This is a genomic window from bacterium (assembly GCA_024224155.1).
Lineage (GTDB): Bacteria > Acidobacteriota > Thermoanaerobaculia > Multivoradales > JAHEKO01 > CALZIK01.
Genome location: JAAENP010000154.1, coordinates 120,691 through 145,140, shown reverse-complemented (window position 1 = coordinate 145,140; position 24,450 = coordinate 120,691). Strand labels below are relative to the sequence as shown.

Sequence of the window (24,450 nt, the reverse complement as noted above, 5' to 3'; positions counted from 1 at the left end):
CGACGGGAGCTCTGGTACTGGTTTCTGCAGCCCCAGCGCGTCGGCGCCGATTCGGCAGTGCAAACGGCCAGGGGCCGCCGGATCGCACAAGCCGAAAGGCTGAGCGCCGGCTAGGCCGAGACCGGCTCGGGTGCAAGGCGGAATCAGCCGCCGAGCGGGCTTTCGATCCAGCAGCCCCCAAGCACCCGCGTGCCGTCGTAGAAGACCGCGGCCTGGCCCGGGGCGACGCCGCGCTGGGGCTCGGAGAATTCGACCCGGGCGCCGCCGCCATCGCATCGGATCTTCGACACCATCCCGGCGTGCCGCGAGCGGATCTTGACCGTCGCCTCGACCTCGGAATCCGGCCGCCGGCCGATCCAGTGCAGGTCCCGGCCCACCAGGCCCGGCGCGAATAGCTCCTCGTTCGTGCCCACCACGACCCGATTCTCCTCGGGCAGGACATTCAACACATACGTCCTCTCGCCCGTGGCCACGCCCAGGCCCCGCCGCTGGCCAACCGTGTAGCGATAGTAGGGATCGCCGGCGCCGAGCACCGCGCCGCTTTGATCGACTACCTCCGCGGCAACTCCCAAGGTACCGGTCGCAAGCTGGCCGGCTTCGGATCGAGCCCGGACCTCCTCCTCGATGAACTCGCGGATGCCACCCGTCACGAAGCAGATCTCCATCGACTCGCCCTTCTCGGCCACGATGAGTCCCGCGGCGCGGGCCAGATCGCGGACCTCCTCTTTCGACTTGTCGCCGAGCGGGAAGCGCGAGGCGGCCAGCTGCTCCTGGGTCAACTCGAACAGATAGTAGCTCTGGTCCTTGTCCTCGTATCGGGCTCGATGCAGTTCCGGTCCTTCCCGCCCTTCGACAATCCGGGCGTAGTGCCCGGTCGCGATCCGATCGGCGCCCAGACTCCGCGCCTTCTCGAGGAACAGGTCGAACTTGATCCAGGTGTTGCAGCGCGTGCACGGGATCGGCGTCCGACCGGCCAGGTAGTCGTTCACAAAGGGATCGACGACGTGGCGCCGGAACTCCCCTTCCATCGACAGCGTGTAGTGCGGGATGCCGCATTGGTTGGCCACCCTGCGAGCGTCACCCAGATCCAGGGCGCCACAACAGCGGCCATGGGTGTTCTCCTGAGATCGATCCCATAGCAACATCGACAGCCCGACCGCGGCCTCGCCGCTCTGCGCGAGCATCCAGGCGGCCACCGAGGAGTCAAGACCCCCGCTCATCGCTACCGCGGTCAGGTCGCTCATCAAATTTTCATCCCAGCGAGGCGGCTGGAGCGGCAAGCTCTCGAAGCGCGGCGACCTCGCGCGCGAGAACCTCCAGAAAGCGATCCACTTCCTCGGTGGTGTTGGTCGGACCGCAGCTTACGCGTAGCGAGCAGAGCGCCTCGGCCGGTTCGATTCCCATCGAAAGCAACGTCGCCGGCGGTTCCGGTCTGCCTGCGGAGCACGCCGAGCCCGCCGAGACGGCGAATCCCTGGAGATCCAGTCGAATCATCAGACTATCGGCCGAGACACCGAGAAGAGCCACATTGCTGGTGTTCGGCAGGCGAGGGCTTTCGACGGCATGAATCACGACATCCCCGATCGCGTCCAGCCCGGCCTCGAAACGATCGCGAAGTGCCGCGGTCACGGCGCGGCGTTCCTCGAGCTCGGCCACCGCGAGCTCGAGAGCGACGCCGAGGCCGACAATCGCCGGTACGTTCTCGGTACCCGCACGCCGGCGACGCTCCTGGCTACCGCCGATCAGATAGCTCTCGAAACTGGCGCCGCCCCGCATCCACAGGGCCGCGGCACCCGCCGGACCGTAGAACTTGTGTGCGCCGAGCGTCAAGTAGTCGACTCCCAGCTCCTCGATGGAAACGGAGATCTTGCCGACCGCCTGGACGGCATCGCAGAGCACCGGAACACCGCGTTCTCGACAGGCCAGAGCGACCTCCTGGACACACTGGATCGTGCCGACCTCGTTGTTGGCGAGCATCAGACAGACGAGAAACGAATCGTCGTCGAGCGCTCCCGTCAGCTCGGCGCTGTCGACCACACCGCTCGACGACGGCGGGACCCGGGTTACCCGGACACCGGAGGACTCCAGCCGCTCGGCGGCTCTCAGGATCGAGGGGTGCTCGAGCGCCGAAATCACCAAATGCCGACCAGAGCCTTCCGGCAGGCCTTTTGCACGGTCCGCGGCCATATGAGCCAGGCCCAGAACCACCGCATTGTTGGCTTCGGTACCCGAGGCCGTGAAGACGTATTCGGGAGGCAGGCCGCCCAGGCTCCGAGCCAGCGTTTCGCGAGCCGCATCCACCGCTTCCCTGGCGCGGCGTCCAAACGAATGAACCGAGGAAGGATTACCATGACCGCCAGACATCCACGGCAACATCGCATCGCGAACCCGAGCTTCGAGCGGCGTGGTCGCATTGTGATCGAAGTACACGGGACCCATGGCGGCACGATTCTAGCGCCGATTTGCACCATCGATTCCGCCAGTCATAGGATGGTCTCGTGACTACCGGCGGAAATCGGCTCGTCCTGAAGGCGCTTGCCGGCCTGCTCGTGCTGTGCCTGCTCGCCGCCCCGGTTGTCCTCGCCAAGAAAACCAAGATTCCCGAGGATCTCCCCGAGAGGTACAAGGTCTGGTTGGAGGAAGTCCGGCTGCTCATCTCTAAAGAGGAGAGAGAGACCTTCCTCGCTATCGAGAAGGACTACCAGCGGGACGCCTTCATCGAGCGGTTCTGGAAAATCCGCGACCCGTACCCCGACACCGGACGCAACGAGCTCAAGGACAAGTGGGACGCTCGCCTCCAGGAGATCTACGCCAACTTCAAGTTCCTCGATGACGAGAGATCGGAGGTCCTGCTCCTGAACGGCCATCCGACGGCACTGGTCGAGATCCGGTGCACCGACATCTGGCCCGCCGAGGTTTGGTACTACCAGCGCGCCGAGACGGTAGGGCAGGAGGTTCTCCTGCTGTTCTACCAGGCGGGAGGCCTGGGGAGATACCGGCTGTGGGAGCCCGCGATCGGCACGGGAGCCCTTTTCCGCTTTCCCGGGGCCGCGTCGGGCAACCTCCAGGATCTGACCTCGGGCTGCCGGATGGATCAGGGAACCGCGCTCGTCAATGCGCTCCGCTTCGCGATTCGACAGGGATCTGCCGGCTACTCGATGATGATCGCGGACGCCCGAACTCCGCCGCAGGGCCCTTCCGGTGAGTGGGCGCAGACTTTCGGCGCGTACTCGACCGAGATCCCGGACGGCGCCGATACCTTCGCGGCGCAGATCGACTTCCAGTATCCCGGGCGCCATAAGACCCGCACCGTGGTTCAGGGCCTGATCTCCGTGCCCCGCGACAACCTCCAGAGCGCGATACTCGGGGAGCACGAGTCGTACAACCTGATTCTGGTGGGTGAGATTCTGCGCAACGACCGCCTGTTCGATAGCTTTCGCTATACCTTCAATCATCCGGCGGAAGCGGTTCCCGAGGAGAAGATCCCGTTCGTTTTCGAGCGCTACCTACGAGCCGGCAACTACCGAATCGTACTTCGAATGGAGGATCCGAACGCCGAACGATACTTCAGGCTGGATGCGCCTCTCGAAGTCCCCGCCGTCGAGGTCATCTACTCCACCCCGCCCGAAGACGAAGAGAGTGCGCGCATTCTCGCCGAGGCCAACGCGGCCATCGCGTCGGGCGACACGACCCTGCGCATCGTGCCGCCTCGCGACGGCCTGCAAACCGGGAAGCTCCGCGTCGACACTCTCGCGATTGGCTCGGACATTTCCGAGGTCGAGTTCGCACTCGACGGCAAGCAGATTCTGACCAAGAGAACCGCCCCGTACGCGGTCGAGCTCGATATGGGCGATCTCCCCCGAATGCGCAAACTCGTGGCCACCGCGTTTGACGCCGAAGGAAACGAGCTGGCCCGGGACGAGGTCATACTGAACTCCGGATCCCACCGTTTCGACGTGCGGCTGGTGGAACCGCGCCGAGGCCGCACCTACGAGCGCAGCTTGCGGGCCGAGGCCGAGGTTCAGGTTCCGGAGAATCGAGTTGTGGAGCGGGTCGAGTTCTATCTTAACGAGGATCTCGTGGCCACGCTCTACCAACCGCCCTACACCTATCCCATCGTCCTCCCCGAGGAGCGGCAGGTCGCGTACGTCCGCGCTGTCGCATTTCAGCCCGACGGAAACTCGACCGAGGACCTCGTCTTCGTCAACGCGCCCGAGTATCTCGAGGAAGTGGATGTCCAGTTCGTCGAGCTCTACATCTCGGTCCTCAACAAGCAGTTGCGACCTGTCGACCGTCTGTCATCGGGGGACTTCGCGATCCGCGAGGACGGCGTCCCGCAGCAGCCGCTGCGTTTCGACAAGGTCACCAACTTGCCCATTCATGCCGGCATCCTGGTGGACGTTTCCGCTTCGATGGAAGAGAACCTCGAGGCGGCCCAACTCGCGGCCCTGAAGTTCTTCGAAGACGCGATCACCCAGAAAGACCGTGCCACTCTGATCACCTTCAACGATCATCCCCACCTTGCCGCCAAGTTCACCAACGACGTCGGCATCCTGGCAGGGGGTCTTGCCGGTCTCCGAGCGGAACGCGGTACGGCTCTGTACGACAGCCTGATCTTCGCCCTCTACTACTTCAACGGCATCAAGGGCCAGCGGGCGCTGATCATTCTCTCCGACGGCAAGGACGAGCACTCGCGATTCAGTTTCGAGAACACCCTCGAATACGCGCGCCGAGCCGGGGTTGCGATCTATGCGATTGGACTGAACCTGACCAAGAAGCATGGCGACACCCCCAAAAAGCTGAAGCGTCTGGCCGAAGAAACCGGCGGCCGCATCTTCCTGATCGAGGAAGTATCACAACTCGAAGCGGTGTATCGCGACATTCAAAGAGAGCTGCGCTCGCGGTATTACCTCGCCTATCAATCTACGAACTCATCGAGCTCTGATGATTTTCGGTCGATCGAGGTCGAGTTGGCCGAGACCGGGCTCGAGGCCAAGACACTACGCGGCTACTACCCTTGATCCAAACCGGCGCCCGGCGCATCACCCTGGTCGTGTTGTGTTGTGTGCTGGCGTTCTCTAGCGTGGGCGTTGCTTCGGCTCGAGAGGATCGAGCCGCCTTCGTGCCCGAAGAGCTGCTGATGTCGGAGCGTGAGGCCGAGGTCTTTCGCGCTCTGCGGCATCCCGGTACTCGGGAGAAGTTCCTCGAGCGATTCTGGTCTGAACGCGCCGACCAAGTGCGCTCGGACTGGAGCAAGCGGCTGCCGCTGGCAACCAGGGAGTTCTCCGATCCGGCTTCTGACCGGGCACGAATCTTTCTCACGGCCGGCCCGCCTCTCTACCGAGTGGCCGATATCTGTCCCGCTCCGGTCAGACCCCACGAGATCTGGTACTACAGTGAGGACGGAGCGCAAACGGTCGTTTTCATCGCCGCCGAGAGCGGCGGGAAATTCCGAACCTGGAAGCAAGGCGACTGGCAGAGCCTCCTCGGCGAAGCGGGCGGCGATACATCGCAGGCCACGCTCCTCTCGATCTGTGACCGTGGGCCGGAGCTGGCGGCGGCTCTCACCGGCAGCGGCGATCCGCAGCTTCTGCCCGGTCTGTCCGCCCGAGACGGCGCCTGGGTGGAGGAGTTCCTGACCGAGACCACCCTGTTGCCACCGGACGCCCGCCCGCTGGATGCCACCATCGAACTCGACTACCCGGCCGCGGTGGGAGACCGAACGGCCGTGTTGGTGACCCTCGCCGTGCCCCATAGCGAAGCGGCCGGCGATGGGCTGTGCGATTTCAACGTCACGGGCGAGGTCTTCGGCCCCGGGGCGGTCGATGCTTTCCGCCTGCATTATTCGGCGGCCCCCCAGGCCCGGAACGGGCAGCAGAAAGTGATCCGGCTCACGGCTCGCCGCCACCTGCCACCCGGTCAATACGACATGGTGCTCAAGCTTCACGACGTCGTGGAAGATCGCTATCTGCGTCGGAACGTGAAACTGGATGTACCGACTCTCGACCGCCAGGAAGCCGGCTGGGCGGAACCCGGGCAGCGCCTGTTCAAGCTCATGCCGCCGCCCGAGGGCTATCTCACCGGCTCGCATCGATTCGAGACCATCGCCAGCAACCCCGACGTTGCCAAGGTCAGCTTCTTTCTCGATGGCGAACGAGCGCTGACCAAGAACCGGCCTCCGTTCTCGGTCGAGCTCGACCTGGGTGTGGTGCCGCGCCCGCGCGAAATCGAAGCCGTTGCCTTCAACGCCGACGGCTACGAGATCGCTCGAGATCACCTAATCATCAATTCGGGACCGCACCGATTCGCGGTACGGCTGGTCGAGCCCGATCGGGGCGCCACGACCGGTACCAGTTTCAAGGTCCATGCGGTCGTCGATACGCCGCTCGGCGAGCGCCTGTCCCATGTCGACTTCTTCTGGAACGAGGCCCGCCTAGCGCGCTTGTACCAGCCTCCTTTCGTTCAGACCCTTCACCCGATTCCATCCGAAGGCTCGTCTTACATTCGGGCCGTCGCGGTTCTGGACGACGGCCATTCTGCCGAGGACCTGGTGGTCGTCAACACCGGGGACACCATCGAGGCGATTGAAGTCGACTTCGTAGAGCTCTACGCGAGTGTTCTCGGCGCCGAAGGATCCGCGGTCAAGGATCTCGAGCGGGATCAGTTCCGAGTGTTCGAAAACGGGGTCGAACAGGAGCTGCGCCGCTTCGAAACCGTCGAGCACCTACCGGTGAGCGCCGTGGTGGTCCTCGACTGCTCGACCTCGATGGTCGAGGAGATTCGGGAGGTCGAAAAGGCCGCCGCCCAGTTCTTCGAACACGTGCTCGAACCCAAGGACCGGGCGGCGGTGATCATCTTCAACGACGTGCCGGTCTTGCGAGTAGCGTTGACCAACGACATCGTGCTGCTCAACAACGGCCTCGCCGGCATCGAGGCCGACGGCGAAACCTCGCTCTATGACAGCCTGATCTATGGGCTCTACTACCTGGCCGGCCTGCGCGGAAAGCGCGCTTTGATTCTGGTCTCGGATGGTGCCGACTCCGCCTCCGATTTCTCCTTCGAGGAGGCGCTCGAGTTCGCGGAGCGCTCGGGCGTCGCGATCTACACGATCGGACTCGGCTTGGGCAGCAGTGACGTCGCGGAACACGCGGTTCTCCGGAAGCTGGCTCGGGAAACCGGCGGCGAGAGCTTCTCCATCGAAAGCGCTCGCCGAATCGATCGAATCTACGACCGGATCGAGCAGGACCTGCGCTCACAGTACTTGCTCGGATACCAGTCACCTCTTCTGGAGTCCCGCGAATATCGTGAAGTCCGCGTGGAGATCGCGCGCGCGGGCCTCGAAGTCAAAACCGTGCCCGGCTATTATCCATAGGCGCCGCAGCCCACGACCGCATCGGAGTCCGCACGCCTTGACTGCGCCCGACCATCTGATTCTCGCTTCCGCCTCGCCCCGACGCTCGGAGATCCTGCGCGGCCTGGGTCTCGACTTCCAGGTCGAGCCGGCGGACGTCGACGAGAGCCGTCTCGACGGTGAGACTCCCGAGATCTACGTCGAGCGCGTCGCCCGCGCCAAGGCCGAGTGCCGAGCTCGAGCCGGTGCGCTGACTCTGGCTGCCGACACCACCGTGATCATCGATAGCTCGATCCTCGGCAAGCCGACCGGTCCGAAAGACGCCGCCAGAATGCTCGATCGTCTGGCCGGGCACGAACACGAAGTGCTGACCTCGGTCGCTCTGCTCGACGGCGGCAACGGCACGCTGCTCTCGTCGACCGAGCGCTCGAAGGTCCGGATCGCCGCTATGACCACGGCCGAGATCGAATGGTACGTCGCCACCGGTGAGCCTCTGGACAAGGCCGGCGCCTACGCCATTCAGGGCCTCGGGGCGCTCTTCGTTGAAGGCGTCGAGGGCAACTACTCCAACATCGTCGGCCTGCCCGTACCCACCCTTTACCGACTCGTCTCCGAGCTCGGCTACTCGCTTCTCGACTTCCGTAACGAGAGGTTGGATGGCGCTGCCTCAGCCCCCTGAGGCGGGCGATTGAGCACCGCAGGCGTACTCCGAGTACGTCGAGGAGCTCAGAGGCTGCCCAACGCCGTAGATGCAAGCACGAAACTCCGCGTCAGCCGAATTTGATCGGGTCGCCCAGTTCCTGCAGGCTAAAGTTCGCCATGATCTGGTGCCCATTGAAGTCCAGCACCCGGATGTCCTCGACCCCTCGGAGGTTGCCCACTACGCCCTCGAACGCGGCGCCATACTGGCTTTCGACCGCATCGAGATCCACCTCGTAGGCCAGGAACTTGTCGATGCCCTTGTGGCGAAGCTTCTCCACCAGGCGTTCGTCGGTCAGCTTGGGGTAGGTCGACAGCACCAGAATCGGGCCGGTGCCGGTGAAGATCAAATACGAACGCAGGCTCTTTGTCGTCATCATGTATATCTGTTCCGCCTTCCACCTCGAATCCTATCAAGCCTTCCAGGTCATCCCGCCGCGCCGGCCGAGGGCGGCCGGCGATGCAACCTGGCGAGGCGCGATAGAGTCCGGGGCCGGATGAAACAGGCACCGACGGTGGTTCTGGTACGACCCACGGAAGAGGGAAACGTCGGAGCCGTGGCGCGAGCCATGGCCAACACCGGCCTGGACCGCCTGATTCTGGTAGAGCCCGCCGTTCGGATCGCGGGCAAGGCTCGCGCGCGCGCGGTTGGTGGCACCCACATCCTCGACGCCGCTCATCGGTTGCCGTCTCTCGACACGGCTCTGGCTCCGTTTCGACACGTGGTCGGCACCAGCTCCCACCGCCAACGCGTTCTGAAGAGCCGAACGATCGAGCCGAGGCAGCTCCCGGGCAGGCTCGAGAGCGCCGATTTCGGCCGAGTCGCTCTGGTCTTCGGCCCAGAACGCTCTGGCCTGACAACCGAGGAACTGGCCGTTTGCGGAACCGTCGTTCGGATACCCACGGCCTCGGATCAACCCACTCTCAACCTCGCTCAAGCCGTGCTCATCGTCGCCCACGAGCTATTCCTGGCGCGAAAGCTCCTTGAGATCCCCGCTCCCGCGGCGCCCGAAGCTACTGCCGCCGAAATCGAGAAGCTATTCGAACACGTCGACTCGGTCCTCCATGGCATCGGCTTCGCCCGTGATTCAACCTACCAGGGAGTGCTTCTCGACCTCCGACGACTGGCTGGACGGACTCGGCTGACCGAGCGCGAAGTGGTGATCTTCCGGGGTCTCTGCAGGCGCCTCGAGCACGCCTTGGCGCGGCGTGAGCCGGACGCCTGAGCGGTCGCCTGAGCGGTTGACAACACGGCCCGAGGCCGGCGCTCGCCCGTGATACGCTCTGCCACCCGATGACGACGGCAAGCTCGAGTCGAGCCCCCTCAACCAGCCGATCGGCTCGTGCCCGTGTCGCCGCGAGCGTCAGCGCCGCGCCGGTTTTCGGGGTCGTTCGGACGGCTACCCGCGACGAAGCCGAAACCCAGGCCCGCACATTTCGTGATGGCGGCCTCGAACTGATCGAGATCACCTTCACGGTGCCCGAAGCTACGGAGGTCGTCGCCGGCCTGATCGAGGAGCGCTCGGGCGACGGACCGCCGTGGATCGGAATGGGCACGGTCACTACCGCGGAGCGCGCGAATCAGGCCCTTGCCGCCGGAGCCGACTTCCTGATCACCCCGAACGTGACAGCCGAGGTCGCCCAGGTCGCCGCCGCGGCTGGCGTCTTCCTGGTGATCGGAGCTCTGACGCCGTCCGAGATCGTGGCGGCCGCGGCTCTGGGGGCGGACCTGGTCAAGGTCTACCCTCTGCCTCCGGTCGGAGGCGCCGCCTACCTAGCGACGATTCGCCAGCCTCTGCCGGACATCTCGATTCTCGCCGCCGGAGGCTTCGGCCCGGAGGAGATTCCCGCCTATCGAGCCGCTGGAGCCAGCGCGTTCGGCCTCGGAGCCCAGCTTCTCGGAGAGGACGCGGCCTCGAGCCGCCAGCGCATCGCCAACGCTCTTTCAGCATCCCGGTCGTGAGACCCAACAACAGAAGCTCCGAGCCGGTACAAATCCGGTTTGACTCGACTCCCGAGATTTTCGCCACCGACAGCGGAGGCCGATTCGCTTTCGTCCTTCGAAACGGGGGCGATGAACAAGTCGAGACCGGGGCCTTTGACGAGATTCGATTCGTCTTCTCGCTCTGGCACCCGTCGACGCAGCGCGTCATCGACCTCGATCACGCCTACGTCGAGCTCGCCTCCCGGTTGCACCCCGGCGATGATCACTGGGTCAAGCTGGCCGAGATTGAACCGGTCGTACCACCGTACAACGCAGGTGGCACGTTCGATGGCTGGATCGTTTTGCCGATTCTGGGCACGTCGACGGCGTACGAGCTCACCGGTAGCGGATTTGCCCCCCGGGCCAGGATACAGATCAGGGCCAGCGCCTACCTGGTCTCTTAGAAACGCACCCTGGTGGCTCCTTCCATGCGAACCTCGAGAAACCCCGGCCCCGCAATCCACCGACCAGGTCCGGTCGTCCTGATAGTCCGGGACGGCTGGGGCCGAAACCCGCACCCGGAGCACGACGAATACAACGCCATCAAGCTCGCGGACACACCTCGCTGCGACGCTCTCCTGCTTGACTATCCCTGGACCCTGATCAAGACCAGCGGCGAGGACGTCGGGCTGCCCGCCGGGACCATGGGCAACAGCGAAGTCGGTCATCAGAATCTGGGTGCCGGACGCATTGTGGATCAGGACTCCGTGCGCATTTCCAATGCGATCAAGAGCGGGACCTTTTTCGACAACGAGGTGGTGACGCGCGCAGTCGATCGCGCGCGCGACGGTGATGGCGCTCTTCACCTGATGGGCCTGGCGTCAGACGCCGGAGTCCACGCACGGCTCGAGCACCTGTATGCCCTGGTCGAGCTGGCAGCGAAGCGCAACCTCGAGCGCGTCTGGATCCACCTCTTCACCGACGGCCGCGACACCGGCCCGTTTACCGGGCTCGGGTACGTCGAGCAGGTTGCCGCCCGGTGCCGCGAGCTGGGAGTGGGGCGGGTGGCTTCGATCTGCGGTCGCTACTGGGCCATGGACCGTGACAATCGTTGGGAGCGCGTGGCCTCGGCCTACGACTGCTTGACCGGCCGGGGCCCGGGCTTGCCCCATTTCGCCAGCGCCGAAAAAGCCGTCCAGGATTATTACGACCACCCCTCGAATCCCAGCCAGGAAGGCGACGAGTTCGTTTCGCCGCGCACGGTCGGTTCGGACGCGGTGTCTTCGCGAATCGCCGACGGCGACACCGTCGTTTTCTACAACTACCGCGGAGATCGGCCAAGGGAAATCACCCGCGCCTTCGTTCTCGACGAGTTCGAGGATCGCGTGCCGGCATCGCCGGACACGGGCCAACGCGGCTTCGACCGCGGCCGCAAGCTCGATCTCCACTACGTCACGATGACCTCGTATGCCGAGGATCTCGCCGAGCTGGTCGAGGTCGTCTTCCCCAAGCCTCCGAAACTGGAGTCCATAGCCGGAGGCCACCTGGCCGCGCTGGGACTGACTCAGTTTCGGTGCGCCGAGACCGAGAAGAGCCCTCACGTCACTTTCTTCTTCAACGACTACCGGGACCGACCGTTCGAGGGAGAATCCCGTCGAACCGTGCAATCGCCCCGGGTCACCACCTATGACCTCAAGCCCGAGATGAGCGCGCTCGGGGTCTGTGAGTGCATGCTCGAGCGCCTCCGCGCCGGGGACTGCGAGGACTTCCTCCTGGTCAACTTCGCCAACACCGACATGGTCGGGCACACCGGCAAGCTGGAGCCTGCGATTCGGGCCGCCGAAGCCGTCGATCAGTGCGTCGGAGCCATAGTGGACGCTACTCTCGAACGAGGCGGCAAGCTCATCGTCACCGCGGACCACGGCAATTCCGAGCAGATGTGGGACCCCGAGAACGACGCGCCCCACACCGCCCACACGACCTACGATGTCGAGTGCATCGTGGTCGACGAGGACCGCCGGGACGCCGCCACCGGCAGTCCGGATCGCCCGTCGAGCGTGCTGCGCGCGGGCGGCCGCCTGGCCGACGTCTTCCCGACCGTGCTCGAGCTCATGGGGCTGGATCAGCCCGAGGCTATGACGGGAAGGTCGTTGCTGCGGCGATCGAGAGGCTAGCGGAACCCGCGGCGGAGCTCTTTTCGGAAGGTCCCGAAGACCTCCGAGTCGAAGAGGCACACGACGACGCGGTCGAGCTTGGTACCGCCCTGCAGGTAGCGGTGGATCTCGGTCAGCGTCACCCTGGCACAACGTTCGGTCGGCACACCGAAAACTCCTGTCGATATGGCCGGAACGGCAATCGACTTGAGCCCATGACGGTCTGCCAGCGCCAGCGCCGAACGCACCGCCGAAGACAGTTTTCGATCCTCGTCGCCCTCGCCCATCTTCGGACCGACGGCGTGAATGACGTGCTTGGCGTCGAGCTCGCCGGCCCCGGTGATCACCGCCGTTCCCACCGAGGTGCCTCCGATGCGGTTGCACTCGTTCTGAATCGACTTGCCACCCTTCTTGAGGATCGCGCCGGCAACTCCAGCCCCCAGCTTAAGGTCTGCGTTGGCGGGGTTTACGACAGCATCGACGTCGAGCTCGGTAATATCTCCCTCGAGGAGCTCGAGCTGCGTGCCGTTGAGCTGGATCTTTACGTGATTCTTTCCCATACAGCGAACTTCCTTTGCAGCGAGCCCTTAATGATATCAGCATCGGTTCCGGTACCAAGCAGCGGCTGATTCCATGGGATAGACTCCCCGCCGCCATGCTGACGGCCATCCGCAATGCCCTGGCCTCGCGGATCGAGGGCAGAATAGAAGACCTCTACGGCATTCCTCACCAGGCCAGGCCCGAGATTCCACCCCGACGCGACCTCGGTGACCTGGCCTTCCCGGGAGCGCTGCAGCTGGCTCGGGTGGTCAAGAAGAACCCGCGGCAGATTGGCGAGGAAATCGCGGCCGGACTCGAGTTGCCGGAGGGAGTCCGCGAGGTTCGGGTCGAGGGACCGGGCTTTCTGAATTTCTATCTCGACCGCGGACGTTTGGCTGCCGCGCTGATCAAGGAAGCCCTGATCTCGCCGCCGCCGGAGCCTGCCGAGAAGACCATCGTCGAGCACACGAACATCAACCCGAACAAGGCCGCGCACATCGGCCATCTCCGCAATGCCGTTCTGGGCGACGTTCTGGTACGAGCTCAGCGGGCGCTGGGACGACCGGTGGAGGTCCAGAACTACATCGACGACACCGGAGTGCAGCTGGCCGACGTGGTTGTCGGTTTTGTCGACCTCCGGGGCCTTGGCATCGATGAGATACGGGACCTGCCGGAGCCCTTCGACTTCACCTGCTGGGATCTCTACGCGGAAGTCGGCCGCTGGTACGAAGAGGACGCCAAGCGCGCCGAGCTTCGACGCCGGACCCTGCACGAGATCGAGTCCGGCAGCGGTCCCCGGGCGGAGGTCGGCAGGCTGATCGCCCGCCGGATCGTGTCACGCCATCTGCGCACCATGCGCAGAATCGGGGTCGACTACGACCTCATCACCCGGGAGAGCGTGATCCTGCTACTCGATTTCTTTCATGCGGCCTTCGAGCGCCTCAAGAAAGAAGGCGCGATTCGGCTCGAGACCGAAGGCAAGAACTCGGGCTGCTGGCTGATGCCCCTCTCCGAGAGTTCCGAGTTCGCCGGTCTGGAAGATCCCGACAAGATCATCGTCCGATCGGACGGCACGGTGACCTACGTCGGCAAGGACATCGCCTATCAGCTCTGGAAGTTCGGCCTTCTCGGGCTGGATTTCGGCTACCGCTACTGGCGGGAAGAAGAAGTCTGGGAATCCGTTCTCGACGGCGTGGACGATCATCCGGAGTTCGGCGGAGGCCACCGGGTCATCAACGTGATCGACAAGCGGCAGAGCTATCTGCAGAAAGTCGTTCGCGCAGGTCTCGAGAGATTGCACCACACCGAGGAGGCCGCGCGTTCGGTTCACTTTGCTTACGAGATGGTGGCGCTCTCGGCAGCGGCGGCGGAGCAACTCGGGCAGGGCGAGGTCGCCGGAGACGGCAAGCGTCTCGAAATGTCCGGCCGGAAGGGAATCGGGGTCAAGGCCGACGATCTGATCGATCGGCTCGAAGCCAAGAGCCGGGAAGAGATCATGGCCCGAGACAGTGAGCCACCACCCGACGAGCTCGACAGCCGAGCCCGCGCCATCGCCACCGCGGCCCTGCGCTTTTTCATGATCAAGACCACGACCAACCGGGTCATCGCCTTCGACTTCGACGAAGCGCTCAGCTTCGAGGGCGATTCGGGACCGTACCTGCAGTACTCCCTGGTTCGGGCGGCGAACATCTTCCGAAGGCTGCGTGAAGAGAAGCTGGCAGACGAGGTCAGCCCCGAGAGCGCGACTTCGCTGCCGGGAGAGCTTTGGGAGGACGATCTCTGGGAGCTCATCTTCTCGGTCGCCGAGCTCCAAGATCGAACAGAGGCAGCCGTAGAGGCACTCGAGCTCTCCCAGATCGCCCGGTTCGCGCTCGAGCTGGCCCAGAAGTTCAACGCCATCTACCATCGCCACCCGATCCTTCAGGAGCCGGACGCGAAGCGACGCGCCACGCGCCTGGCCACCGCCCAGATCTTCGCCAAGGGGCTGCGTGTCATGACCGACCTGATGGGACTGCCGATACCGGAGCGAATGTAGGCCGGGGGTGCCGCCCACCGCGTTGCCCTGGTCTCGGCACCCGCGGGGCGATCTCTAAGACGCGAGCCGATGGTACACTTCGCCGCGCTACGGCATTTCTAAGAGTCTGAGTTCGGAATGGCAACTGCAGAGCGCGTTCTTTGGGAGACGGTTACCGTGGTGGTGTTCCTGCTGCTTCTGGCGGGGACCGTTCTCTGGTCCGGGAGTCGGGTCGAACGCCATCGTGGGCGGCTGGAGGCCGAGTTCGACGCCAAGATTGCCACCGCGGCCGAAGAGCAGCGCCGAATCACGGAAGAGCTCGGCGCTGACTTCGAACGGCGCTCGCACGAATACCGGGTTCGCGAAGCCGAAGCGGTCTTCCATGCCTTCGAGGCCGGCGTTCGCTCGGCCGTCGCTTCGCGCTGGGGCAACTACGCCAATCGAGCCAAGAGCAATCTGCTCGAAGACTCTCGAGTGAGCTTCGTCCACATTCTGACGCCCGCCGGCCTGATCCTGGCTTCGAGTGACGAGAAGATGGCTCGCACGGGACGGGTCGACGAGCGAGGCGACTGGGCATTGGCCACCACCGAGCTCACCACCCGCGACGGCACCGTCGAAGGTTCGATCGAGCTCGCCGGGCCGATGTACACCAACGGCCGTCCAATCGCGTTCCTGTGGTTGGGTTACGACCTCGCCGACTCCGACACCTCCGATGCCTCCGCTGGCTCCGCTGGCTCGCCGGCCGAAGAGCCGGCCGAGTAGCCGCTGCCACGGCAGGCGAGCTAATAGGCGAGAACTTCCTTCACCGCGGAAACGACTCGCTCGGCGGACGGCAGAAGCTCCCGCTCGAGATTGCGAGCATACGGCACCGGCAGGTCGGGATAGGCGACGCGCACCACCGGCGCGTCGAGCCATGCGAAAGCCCGTTCGGAGATCGCGGCCACGACCTCGGCTCCGAAGCCGCTCGTGCGCTGGGCCTCGTGGACGACAACCGCACGGGACGTCCGGCGAACCGAGGCCTCGATCGTCGGCCAGTCCAAGGGCACCAGGCTTCTCAAGTCGATCACCTCGACGTCACCGGCGCCTTCTGCGGCCAGTTGCTCGGCGGCCTCGATGCAGGTCCACGTGCTGGCGCCGTAGCCGATCAGCGTCAGGTCCTTGCCCGGCCTCCGCACCACCGCCGACCCGATAGGGGCCACCTCCCACTCTCCAGGCAGCCTTTCCTTGATCCGGCGGTAGAGGAATTTGTGCTCGCAGAAAATCACCGGATTGGGGTCACGTATCGCGGCCTTCAGCAAAGCGCGAGCGTCCTGTGCGCTCGCCGGACAGACCACCTTGAGTCCGGCGACATGACTGAACCAAGCCTCCGGGTTCTGGGAATGGAAGGCGCCGGCGCCGACTCCGCCGCCCGAGGGTAGGCGGACCACGATTGGACACGGCACTTGCCAGCGGTAGAAGAGCTTGGCCGCGACGTTGACGATCTGGTTGAAGCCGCACGAGACAAAGTCGGCAAACTGCATCTCGACCACCACTCGATAGCCGAGCAACGCCGCGCCGACGGCAATTCCGATCGTGCCGCTCTCGGCGATCGGTGTGTCGAGGACCCGTCTCGGCCAGCGCTCGTGAAGCCCACGAGTCACCCGAAACGCACCTTCGAAGCGCCCGATGTCCTGTCCGAGGAGAATGACTCGATCGTCCAGCTCCATCTCTTCGGTGAGCGCGAGACGAATTGCATCGACGTAGGCCACGGTCTCGTCCGATGCCGCGGCGATCGAGCTCGGCTCCGGCTCCGGGGCGGGCGCTAGCGCGGGGCGCCTGGCCGTCTTGGGGTCGGGCAGCTCAGCCGCATTCGCGGCCGCGAGAGCCGCCTCGATCAAGAAGTCACACCGCTGCTCGATCTTCTCCAGAATCTCGAAGTCGAGAAACCCCGACAGGTGCAGCCGCTGCGCATAGGCCGGAACCGGATCCTCGGACAGATAGGCATCCAGCTCCCGTTGGGGAACGACCTTCAAGGAATCGTCGCCCTCGCTGTGGCCTCGCATTCGCCCCAGCACGGCTTCGATCAGGGTGGGGCCGTCGCCGGAACGCGCGCGATTCACGGCTCGCGCCAGAGCCTTGGCCATCAGGTCGGGGTCGTTGCCGTCCACGGTCTCGGCCGCGATTCCGTAGCCACGTCCGCGATCGCTCAACCGTTCCGCGGCGTACTGGGACTCGGCGGGCGTCGAGAACGCATAGCGGTTGTTCTCGATGATCAGCACCAGCGGCAGCCGCCAGACAGCCGCCATGTTGAGGCCCTCGTGAAAGTCGCCGGTCGAGGTGCCGCCGTCACCGATGAAGTTGAGCGCGACGCGGTCGGATCCCTCGTGCTTGAGGGCAAAGGCACAGCCCGCGGCGACCGGGATCATCGCACCCAGGTGACTGATCATGCCGACATGTCGAATCCCGGCTTCGGGTGCCAGATAGCCGTAATGAAAGGACCGCTCGAAGCCCCCGGAGAAGCCCCGCGCCTTGCCCAGCAGCTGGCAGGCCAGGCGCTCGAGCAACTCGACCGGGTCGGGCCTGCGGCCGTCCGGCACCCCGAAGCCGAGCCCTGGAAAGGTCCGGGCCGGATCCAGATAGGTCGTCAAGATGGCGCCCAGATCCCTGTGGAGCGTGCACAGCACGTCGCCCGGCAGAAGTGCGAGCCCCGCCGGCACGGTAGTGGCCTCGGTGCCGATCGAGCTGTACCACTTCGAGACGCGACCGGTCAGCAGCAGCGACTCGAATCTCGCATCGAGGTCTCGCGTCAGCCGCATGAAGGCATAGCGAAGCAGGGCAGGGTTCGGGGTCATGGCAAGCGGGGATTCTAGCCTTGTTCCTGAATGCGAATACCGTGAACCGCATCCTTCCAGCCGTCTCGATCCCGCGCGAAGGGAACCCCCAGGAGTCGCGCCTCACCGAAGGTCATCGAGTAGTCCAGGGTGCGCAGCACGCCTCTCTGGTCCACCTCCCCGGCAACGACCGCAAAGTGAGCCAGCTTCCTGGCATCCGCTACGTCGAAGCAGCCTCCGGTCAGTTTTTCGCCCAGGAGTTGATCGAGACCCGGAAAGGCCTCGGTGTAGCGCCGGACCAGCTCCACGGTCGCGTCCAAATCGGCTCGAAAGGCCGGAACCACGAAGGTGCCCTCCCCCGCGCGCTCCTCACCGCCACCGCCGAAGAACGCATGGATCAGGCTCGGCATGCCACGACCCGACTGCCGGCGAACCTCCACCCGGGCCTCGAGAACCCAGAACGGCATGTACCGCTCCGCCGCGATGTTGGCGGCGGCTACGAATTGCACCTCGAGCGGCACGAGGTGGGGCTCTTCGACCTGGTAACGATAGCCGTTGCGGCAGGCGGTGCAGTAGAACACGACATCTTCGCCGGCGGCGGCCAGGGCGGCGCCGCAGGTCGGGCAGTCGAGGGGCACGAGGCCGAATCCGGAGGCCCTCACGCGCGGGCACCTCCACTTCGATGTCGCTGGAGCGCTCGACCGAGCCCGCCCAGAGACGAGCGCTCTTCCCGGACCACCCCCGAGCCTTCGATCACGACACCTCCGTAACGAAAGTGCTTCCAACCCCAACCCAGGATCCCCAGGGCGAATGCGCCCAGAAACGCGATCGCTCCGCACGAGCCCTCTCCGACGACCTGCACCAGCGTCGTGACGGCAAATACCACCACCGCCTCGGTGAGAACCAACATCGCGGCCCGAAAGAAGTCGTTACCCGGCGCCTTGCCGTAGGCCAACGAGGCATCCTCCGCGTCGACGAGGATCTGGTACGCCCGATTCCTGTAGTGATAGCGAACGACCCAGACCGGGTAGTAGACGACCGACAGCCGCTCTCTCAAGGTCTCGAGAAACTTGAAGCGCACTTTCTTGAGCCCCGCGGCGGGATCGGTCGAGGTCTTGAACTGCGCCAGCGCAGCCTGAAATACCGTCTGCTCTGAGCCGGTGGGCTCGAACACCATGCCCAGCCGACTCAGGAGGCTGGCCTCGAAGGGCACCAGCGGATCTCCGACCAGGTTGACGCGACGAATGCCCCACTCCGAGACGTCGACCGCGGGATAGGTGCGATCATGGCTCTTGCCGACTTTTCTTTCGACGTCGACCTCATAGGTCTCGACCCGGCGGTTCTTCCCCGAGCCGACCGTTCGCCTACGCAGCTCCGTTCCCAACGCGACTCCGAGACAGTCGGCCTGAACTCGAAAGAACGGCAGAAAGCAGAGCAAGCTTTCGGCGAGCCGGGCCTGTCGACGCAACTTGGGATCCTTGCGCATGCCCTTGCCGAGCCACTCTCGGGCCACGGCCCGAGCTCGGTCGGCGCCGATCTGAGGCTCGACCGCAAAGCGCCGGACTCCTACTTCTCTCGCCGCCAGCAACGGCGTACGGCAGAATTCGCAAAAGACGACGCGCAGGCCGCTGGCGACGTCGAGGGTACCGCCGCAGTTGGGACACGTCAGGCCTTCGACGCGATCCGAAAGCCGATGGGGGACTTCCTCGATCTGGTCGGAGTCCCTCGCGGGAGATTCAGCGGGCTCGCTCATACCTTCCGGGTAACCAACCAAGCCAGGAACAGCAGCGGCACGCCGGTCAAGGCGTAGGCCACCAGCTTCAGGAAGGGGTTGGTGATGATCAAACCCTCGATACCGAACAGAATCAGGCCCAGAACCGCCACCAAGATGTACGGACTCTCCGCCTTCTCCGGAAAGACCGAGGCCAGAACGCGTCCCGTGGATCCCTCGACGATCGAGAAAAAAGTCTCGCCCGAGTATTCGTAGCTCGCACGCCAGAGCGGAATCTCGACCAGCGCCACTTCGGTCACCTCATCGGCGGTCACCCCACGCTGCTCGACCCAGCCTCTGGCGGTCTCGAGCGGGATTGCGACCGGCACCGCCTCTGCGCCCTCCTCCGCACCATCGTACGGATCGAGCTTTCCCGCTGGAATGGAAAGATCCGCCAGCACCGGCATCGGGGTCGGAGCCGCCGGCTCGACGGTCACCGATTCGCGTTTCCCCTTGCGCCAGCGAAACAACCACATCGGGAATGTCACCGCATCGATTGCCGATATCTTGCTCTTGCGATCCAGGTCCTTGACCGTGTCGTTGCCCGCCATCCACCGGCGCAGAGCAGCTTGCGCCTGCTTCCGATCGACGAGCCGGGGCAGTCGATAGTGAGCGACGATCGCCGAACGGTCGAGAAAGAGGGTCGTTCCGCAGAAAGCACAGGCAAAGAAGCTTTCCCCCGAGCGCAGCGAGTTCTCCCCGCCGCACTGGGGGCAGGTTACCTGCGGTGGCTCGCTATCGACCTGAGCTACCACGCTCCAGCGTCCCGTGCGGCAATTTCGTTGTCACATCGAGAGCGGTCGGAACACTATGTCGGCTAGCCCGCGACCTTGGTGCCGCAACCCGGACAGAAATTCGCGCCGTCCGGAAGAGTGCCGCCACACTGATGACAGAACTTAGCTGCGCCTCCGGTCACCACCGCCGCTCCGGCTGCCGCCGCAGCTCCGGCGGATTCGGGAGCCGAGGCAGCCGGGGAAGCCGGAGGGGAAGTCTGCCCGCCCCCCGGAGCTCCGGCGCCGCCGCCTGTCGCCATCGCCTCTTTCATCATCTGGGGCAGCATCATGCCCATGCCGGCGCCCATTCCCACACCCAGGCCGGCCCCGACTCCTCCACCCGCCTCGCCACCGCTCTGCTTGGCGGCGTCACCCATCGCCTGGGCAGCCTTGAACTTGAGGTAGGCGTTCATGTCGCCGACGGCCTCCATGCCGCCGCGCTCGTCGATCTGCTTCTGAACGTCCTCGGGAGGCGTGATCGCTCCCAGAAAGAGGTCGACGAGATCGATCCCGAACTTGCCGAAGTCTTCACTGACTCGAGCCTTGAGACCCATGGCGAGCTCGTCGTAGAGCTTGGGGAGGTCGAAGATCGAGTCCAGGTTCTCACCCAGCAGATCCGTGAGCCGAGCGACGATAACGTCCTTGAAATAGGCCTCTACGCCATCCGTCGTGTAGACGCCCTGGGTGCCGACGATCTCGTTGACGAACTGCTGGGCGTTGTTGATCCGAACCGCGAACTTGCCGAACGCCCGCAAGCGAACCATGGACAGCTCTTTGTCCCGATAGGCCACCGGCTCCTTGGTGCCCCATTTCAGATCCAGAAACGTCTTGGTCGAGACAAAGACGACCGCCACCTGAAACGGCGACTTGCCCTCGAACGGAATGCCCAGGATCTTGCCCAGAAGCGGCAGGTTCATGGTGGCCAGCGTGTGCCGGCCCGGGCCGAAGGTGTCGAGGGCCTTGCCATCACGGAAAAACACCGCCTGCTGGCTCTCTTCGACGACTAGCTGACTGCCGAGCTCGATGGCCGCGGTACCGCTCGACGGCACTCGGGCGACCATCGCGCTCCCGGTTGGATCGACGTGTTGTATGACTCTCATAGCTTGAAGAACCTCCGCTTACTTCCTAACTGGACGACTCGACGACATTCCCGATCAGCACCTTGCGCTCGTTCCAACGACCTTCCATCGCTTCGAGGCGGCTTTGGACGTCCCCGACGGTACCCTGGACGTCGCCGTCGCCCGGCGCCGGAATCGAATCGATGTCTCCCTTGAGGGCCGCGACATCGTCGAGAAACGTCAAGTCGAACTCGTACAGTTTCTCGAGCTCGGCGTCCAGAATCTTGACGACGTCGAAGAGCCCGCTGGCGCCGTAGTCGGCGAATCGAATCGACTGCGACAGACCGTCGAGCTTGCGGTCGAGCCGGTCAAAAAGATGCAACAGGCCGATCTGACCGGCGTCCGTGTAATCCCGAGCCCGCGTTCGCACCGATCCTTTGAGCCCACCGAACTCACGGGAGATATGCTCGCGCGGCATCCGGTCGACGTCGCGCCGCAGCTCGCGATCCTGATAGCCCTTGAAACCGGGGATCCGGGCACCCAGGCGCTCGAGCCAGTTTCGCTGTTCTTGTGCCGCTTCGTAGCCATTGCCCATCAAACCGCCTCCGAACCGACCCTCCAGGGTCAGGGCTTCAAATGGTACCAGAGGTAGCAGCCGGCATTCCTCAGCGGATCCCGCTGCGAGTCACCGCCCGAAACAGGTAGAACCCTGTGAAGAGCCGAGAGCCTCTACTCTTGCTTCGCGGCCTTGTTCACGGCACGGTCCTTGCGATTGGCGACGATCTCGACCGCGCGGGCAAGCCCTTCCTCGGTCGGCTCGACGTAGCTGCACTTCTGGAAGTACTTCTCCGCCGCGCCCTCGTCGATCTGCAAGATCTTGGCGCGAGCTTTGTTGAAGCCCGGCTTGATCGCAACCTTCAAGTAGTAGGTCTGGCCCGCTTCGACCTCGACTTCCACGGCCGAGGTGTTCTCGGACTTGGTCCAGAACAACCGCTTTCCAGCGGGCACGTTGGCGAACGAGTAGGCCCTGGGTTTGGAGACCATGAGCAAGGAGTCATCGGAAAAGGCCCAGGTCTTGATCGCCGCTCCGACGGTGGCCGGCCGGAAAACGTAGACCGGGGCATGTCCTTCCCGAGGTTCACCTCGGCGCTGGTCGCTCTTGTCGAGCTTGTTGTAGTACTCGGCGGCGTGTGCCGCAACGGCCAGGCCGAGCACCCCGAACAGACAGGTCGTGACGACACCGACGGACAGTTTTCGCATGGCTCGTACCTCCTAGTTCCTCCATTATTCTCGAGCCGTGGGCGATGTGTGCGTGAGCGGCGGGCCCAGGCTCCTGGCCGAGTCCGTCAGGTAGAGATCGATCGCTTCCAGGCCCGATGGCTACTGTTTTCGTCCTCGTTCGGGCACACGTCCACTCCGGCGGTTCCGGCTGATCCCCGACAACGTTCGCCCGACAGGGGCGCTTGTCGGGACTGCTAGAGCCCAGGAGCGCTTCTACGAACGGTGCCGGCCGCAAATTGCGCGAGAATCACGATCGTACTTCCCGAGACGTTCCAGAGAATATCCCTGACATCGTAGACGCGGTTGGGAAGGATCGCCTGGATGCCCTCGTCACCCCACCCGGCCAGAGCCGCCAGCACCAGGGCGGTCGCGGCGGCACTCAGAGGGCTGCGTCCGAGTCTGACAGCTCGTTCCCTGCAGGCTCCGCACAAGAGGCCTCCGAGCAGCCCGTACTCGAGAAAGTGCAGCTTCTCCTCGGGCCGATCGACGAGCAGAACCGCCCCGCCGAAGGCGGCGCCGAAGGTCAGGAAGACCAGGCCCTCGCGCAGCCCGACACCACGAAACCGGACCACCCGGACGGCGCCCAAAGCCGCAACCACGAAGACGGCGCCGACCGTCAATCGCAGCAGATTGCGCTCTCTCAGAAACTCGACCGGCGCGCGGGCGAAGTAAAGAGTGGCGTAGATCGAGACGATCAGGGCGAGAGCGCCGATCCACCATCGTCGCTCTTGATCCGACCAGTTCATCCGCCGCTTCAGAACATCGCGCGGCGCGGGTCAGTCCATCTGCTTGCGGAGCACGGTCGGAATGTCGAAATCATCCACGTTCGACCAGTTCGGTCCGAAGCCTCCGGGATCTTCGCCCCGAGCCTGAGCTATGACTTTGCGGTAGAAGGGCACCTCCTCCGGCTGCTCGGGCTGCGGCTGCGCGGCCTGCGGCTGCGGCCGGGGCTGTGGCTCGGGCTCTCGGAGGGGTTGAGACTCCAAAGGCACGCGGAGCTGAGGCTCGCCGGCGGCACCCGAGTGCTGGGGACTGAAGAAGTCGTCGTGAGCCACGAGCGGCTTCACGACCGACACGTGATCGTGACTCGAAAAACCGGTAGCGATCACCGTGACCTTCATCTCGTCTTCGAGTGAATCGTCGATCACCATGCCCGAAATGATGTGGGCGTCCGGGTCGACGGCGTCCGAGATCACGCGCGCCGCTTCCGCCACTTCGTCCAGCGCCAGATCGCGGCCGCCCGAGATGTTGAGCAGCACACCGCGAGCGCCTTCGATCGAGGTCTCCTCGAGGAGCGGCGAGGAGATCGCGCTCTGTGCCGCCTCGATGGAGCGGTTCTCGCCCTTGGCGACCCCGGTGCCCATGAGCGCCATGCCCATGCCGGTCATCACCGTCTTGACGTCGGCGAAGTCCACGTTGACCTCTCCGGGTACCGTGATCAGGTCGCTGATACCCTGCACCGCCTGACGCAGGACATCGTCGGCGATCCGAAAGGCCTCCGCCAGCGGCGTGCCGCGCTCGACGAAGTTGAGCAGCCGCTCGTTCGGAATGGTGATCAACGTATCAACCGCGTCGCTCAGCTCCTCCAGCCCGCGCTCGGCCTGTTCCATTCGGCGGCGTCCCTCGAACGCGAACGGCTTGGTCACCACCGCGACGGTGAGCGCTCCGATCTCCGCCGCCAGCGAGGCCACAATCGGAATCGCTCCGGTGCCGGTTCCACCACCGAGACCGGCGGTCAGAAACACCATATCGGAACCCTGAAGCAGCTCCAAGATCCGATCGGTGTCCTCGAGCGCGGACTTGCGTCCGATCTCGGGATCGCCACCGGCACCCAGACCGCGCGTCAGGGACGTTCCGAGCTGGATTTTCTCCGGAGCTCGACATTTCCTCAGAGCCTGGAGATCCGTGTTGGCCGCGATGAACTGAATCCCGCCCATGCGCGAGTCGATCATCCGGTTGACGGCGTTGCCGCCGCCACCGCCGATACCGACGACCTTGATTCGCGCCGGCACCATGTCGTCTTCCAGAGTAATCGGCAGTTCGCCGTCCAACTCCTGATCAGTAAATAGAATCATG

At 64.6% G+C, this 24,450-nt stretch carries 22 protein-coding genes; 9 read left to right on the top strand and 13 right to left on the bottom strand.

Features of this window, described 5'->3' with window-relative positions; all coding sequences use genetic code 11:
- Positions 1-143 precede the first annotated feature (143 nt).
- Positions 144-1,244, bottom strand: coding sequence for a tRNA 2-thiouridine(34) synthase MnmA (gene mnmA / locus GY769_09570; protein MCP4202171.1), 1,101 nt, complete (start codon positions 1,242-1,244; stop codon positions 144-146).
- Positions 1,245-1,251: 7 nt separating this feature from the next.
- Positions 1,252-2,439, bottom strand: a complete 1,188-nt coding sequence (locus GY769_09565) for a cysteine desulfurase (GenBank protein ID MCP4202170.1) — start codon at positions 2,437-2,439, stop codon at positions 1,252-1,254.
- A 59-nt stretch (positions 2,440-2,498) separates the two neighbouring features.
- Between GY769_09565 and GY769_09560 the strand changes: the two genes are divergently transcribed.
- From GY769_09560 to maf, 3 genes are read left to right on the top strand one after another with little or no spacing between them, the layout of a single operon-like run.
- Positions 2,499-5,021 carry a VWA domain-containing protein gene (locus GY769_09560; GenBank protein ID MCP4202169.1) on the top strand — a complete coding sequence of 841 codons (2,523 nt, stop codon included), beginning with the start codon at positions 2,499-2,501 and terminating at the stop codon, positions 5,019-5,021.
- Positions 5,018-7,372 carry a VWA domain-containing protein gene (locus GY769_09555; GenBank protein ID MCP4202168.1) on the top strand — a complete coding sequence of 785 codons (2,355 nt, stop codon included), beginning with the start codon at positions 5,018-5,020 and terminating at the stop codon, positions 7,370-7,372. The genes GY769_09560 and GY769_09555 overlap by 4 nt, the downstream gene beginning before the upstream one ends.
- A gap of 37 nt (positions 7,373-7,409) precedes the next feature.
- The gene (gene maf / locus GY769_09550; protein ID MCP4202167.1) at positions 7,410-8,030 is read left to right on the top strand and encodes a septum formation protein Maf; all 621 of its coding nucleotides are present in this window, start codon (positions 7,410-7,412) and stop codon (positions 8,028-8,030) included.
- A 91-nt stretch (positions 8,031-8,121) separates the two neighbouring features.
- Here the strand turns inward: maf and GY769_09545 are convergent, their stop codons facing one another.
- Positions 8,122-8,430: a hypothetical protein gene (locus GY769_09545; protein MCP4202166.1), complete on the bottom strand. Its 309-nt coding sequence runs from the start codon at positions 8,428-8,430 to the stop codon at positions 8,122-8,124.
- Positions 8,431-8,547: 117 nt separating this feature from the next.
- On the opposite strand from GY769_09545, the gene GY769_09540 reads away from it, so the two are divergent.
- From GY769_09540 to GY769_09525, 4 genes are all read left to right on the top strand, one after another.
- Positions 8,548-9,276, top strand: coding sequence for a TrmJ/YjtD family RNA methyltransferase (locus GY769_09540; protein MCP4202165.1), 729 nt, complete (start codon positions 8,548-8,550; stop codon positions 9,274-9,276).
- Positions 9,277-9,344: 68 nt separating this feature from the next.
- Entirely contained in the window at positions 9,345-10,013 is a 669-nt protein-coding gene (locus GY769_09535) for a 2-dehydro-3-deoxyphosphogluconate aldolase (protein ID MCP4202164.1), read from the top strand.
- Positions 10,010-10,438, top strand: a complete 429-nt coding sequence (locus GY769_09530) for a hypothetical protein (GenBank protein ID MCP4202163.1) — start codon at positions 10,010-10,012, stop codon at positions 10,436-10,438. The genes GY769_09535 and GY769_09530 overlap by 4 nt, the downstream gene beginning before the upstream one ends.
- Positions 10,439-10,462: 24 nt before the next feature.
- Positions 10,463-12,148, top strand: coding sequence for a 2,3-bisphosphoglycerate-independent phosphoglycerate mutase (locus GY769_09525; protein ID MCP4202162.1), 1,686 nt, complete (start codon positions 10,463-10,465; stop codon positions 12,146-12,148).
- Here the strand turns inward: GY769_09525 and GY769_09520 are convergent.
- Positions 12,145-12,687 (bottom strand): macro domain-containing protein, encoded by a 543-nt coding sequence (locus tag GY769_09520; GenBank protein ID MCP4202161.1) that lies wholly within the window; start codon positions 12,685-12,687, stop codon positions 12,145-12,147. The genes GY769_09525 and GY769_09520 overlap by 4 nt on opposite strands.
- Positions 12,688-12,782: 95 nt before the next feature.
- Between GY769_09520 and argS the strand changes: the two genes are divergently transcribed.
- Both argS and GY769_09510 read left to right on the top strand, forming a co-directional pair.
- Positions 12,783-14,702: an arginine--tRNA ligase gene (gene argS, locus GY769_09515; protein MCP4202160.1), complete on the top strand. Its 1,920-nt coding sequence runs from the start codon at positions 12,783-12,785 to the stop codon at positions 14,700-14,702.
- Between the two features lie 117 nt (positions 14,703-14,819).
- On the top strand, positions 14,820-15,443 hold the full coding sequence (locus tag GY769_09510; protein ID MCP4202159.1) for a hypothetical protein: 624 nt from the start codon (positions 14,820-14,822) through the stop codon (positions 15,441-15,443).
- 20 nt (positions 15,444-15,463) lie between these two features.
- On the opposite strand, the gene GY769_09505 is transcribed toward GY769_09510, so the two are convergent.
- The 9 genes from GY769_09505 to ftsZ form a co-directional block, all read right to left on the bottom strand.
- The gene (locus GY769_09505) at positions 15,464-17,512 is read right to left on the bottom strand and encodes a dehydrogenase (GenBank protein MCP4202158.1); all 2,049 of its coding nucleotides are present in this window, start codon (positions 17,510-17,512) and stop codon (positions 15,464-15,466) included.
- A 14-nt stretch (positions 17,513-17,526) separates the two neighbouring features.
- A complete protein-coding gene (locus GY769_09500) occupies positions 17,527-18,153 on the bottom strand; it encodes a hypothetical protein (GenBank protein MCP4202157.1) in 627 nt (208 codons plus the stop codon).
- Complete coding sequence (locus tag GY769_09495) at positions 18,150-19,244, bottom strand: hypothetical protein (GenBank protein MCP4202156.1); 1,095 nt, start codon at positions 19,242-19,244, stop codon at positions 18,150-18,152. Before GY769_09495 ends, GY769_09500 begins: the two co-directional genes overlap by 4 nt.
- Positions 19,241-20,017: a hypothetical protein gene (locus GY769_09490; protein ID MCP4202155.1), complete on the bottom strand. Its 777-nt coding sequence runs from the start codon at positions 20,015-20,017 to the stop codon at positions 19,241-19,243. Before GY769_09490 ends, GY769_09495 begins: the two co-directional genes overlap by 4 nt.
- Before the next feature lie 62 nt (positions 20,018-20,079).
- Positions 20,080-21,135 carry an SPFH domain-containing protein gene (locus tag GY769_09485; GenBank protein ID MCP4202154.1) on the bottom strand — a complete coding sequence of 352 codons (1,056 nt, stop codon included), beginning with the start codon at positions 21,133-21,135 and terminating at the stop codon, positions 20,080-20,082.
- A 25-nt stretch (positions 21,136-21,160) separates the two neighbouring features.
- On the bottom strand, positions 21,161-21,688 hold the full coding sequence (locus tag GY769_09480) for a hypothetical protein (protein MCP4202153.1): 528 nt from the start codon (positions 21,686-21,688) through the stop codon (positions 21,161-21,163).
- Between the two features lie 134 nt (positions 21,689-21,822).
- Positions 21,823-22,353, bottom strand: a complete 531-nt coding sequence (locus tag GY769_09475; GenBank protein ID MCP4202152.1) for a DUF2846 domain-containing protein — start codon at positions 22,351-22,353, stop codon at positions 21,823-21,825.
- Positions 22,354-22,568: 215 nt separating this feature from the next.
- Positions 22,569-23,120, bottom strand: a complete 552-nt coding sequence (locus tag GY769_09470; protein ID MCP4202151.1) for a hypothetical protein — start codon at positions 23,118-23,120, stop codon at positions 22,569-22,571.
- 30 nt (positions 23,121-23,150) lie between these two features.
- Positions 23,151-24,449 (bottom strand): cell division protein FtsZ, encoded by a 1,299-nt coding sequence (gene ftsZ / locus GY769_09465; protein ID MCP4202150.1) that lies wholly within the window; start codon positions 24,447-24,449, stop codon positions 23,151-23,153.
- Position 24,450: the final 1 nt, after the last annotated feature.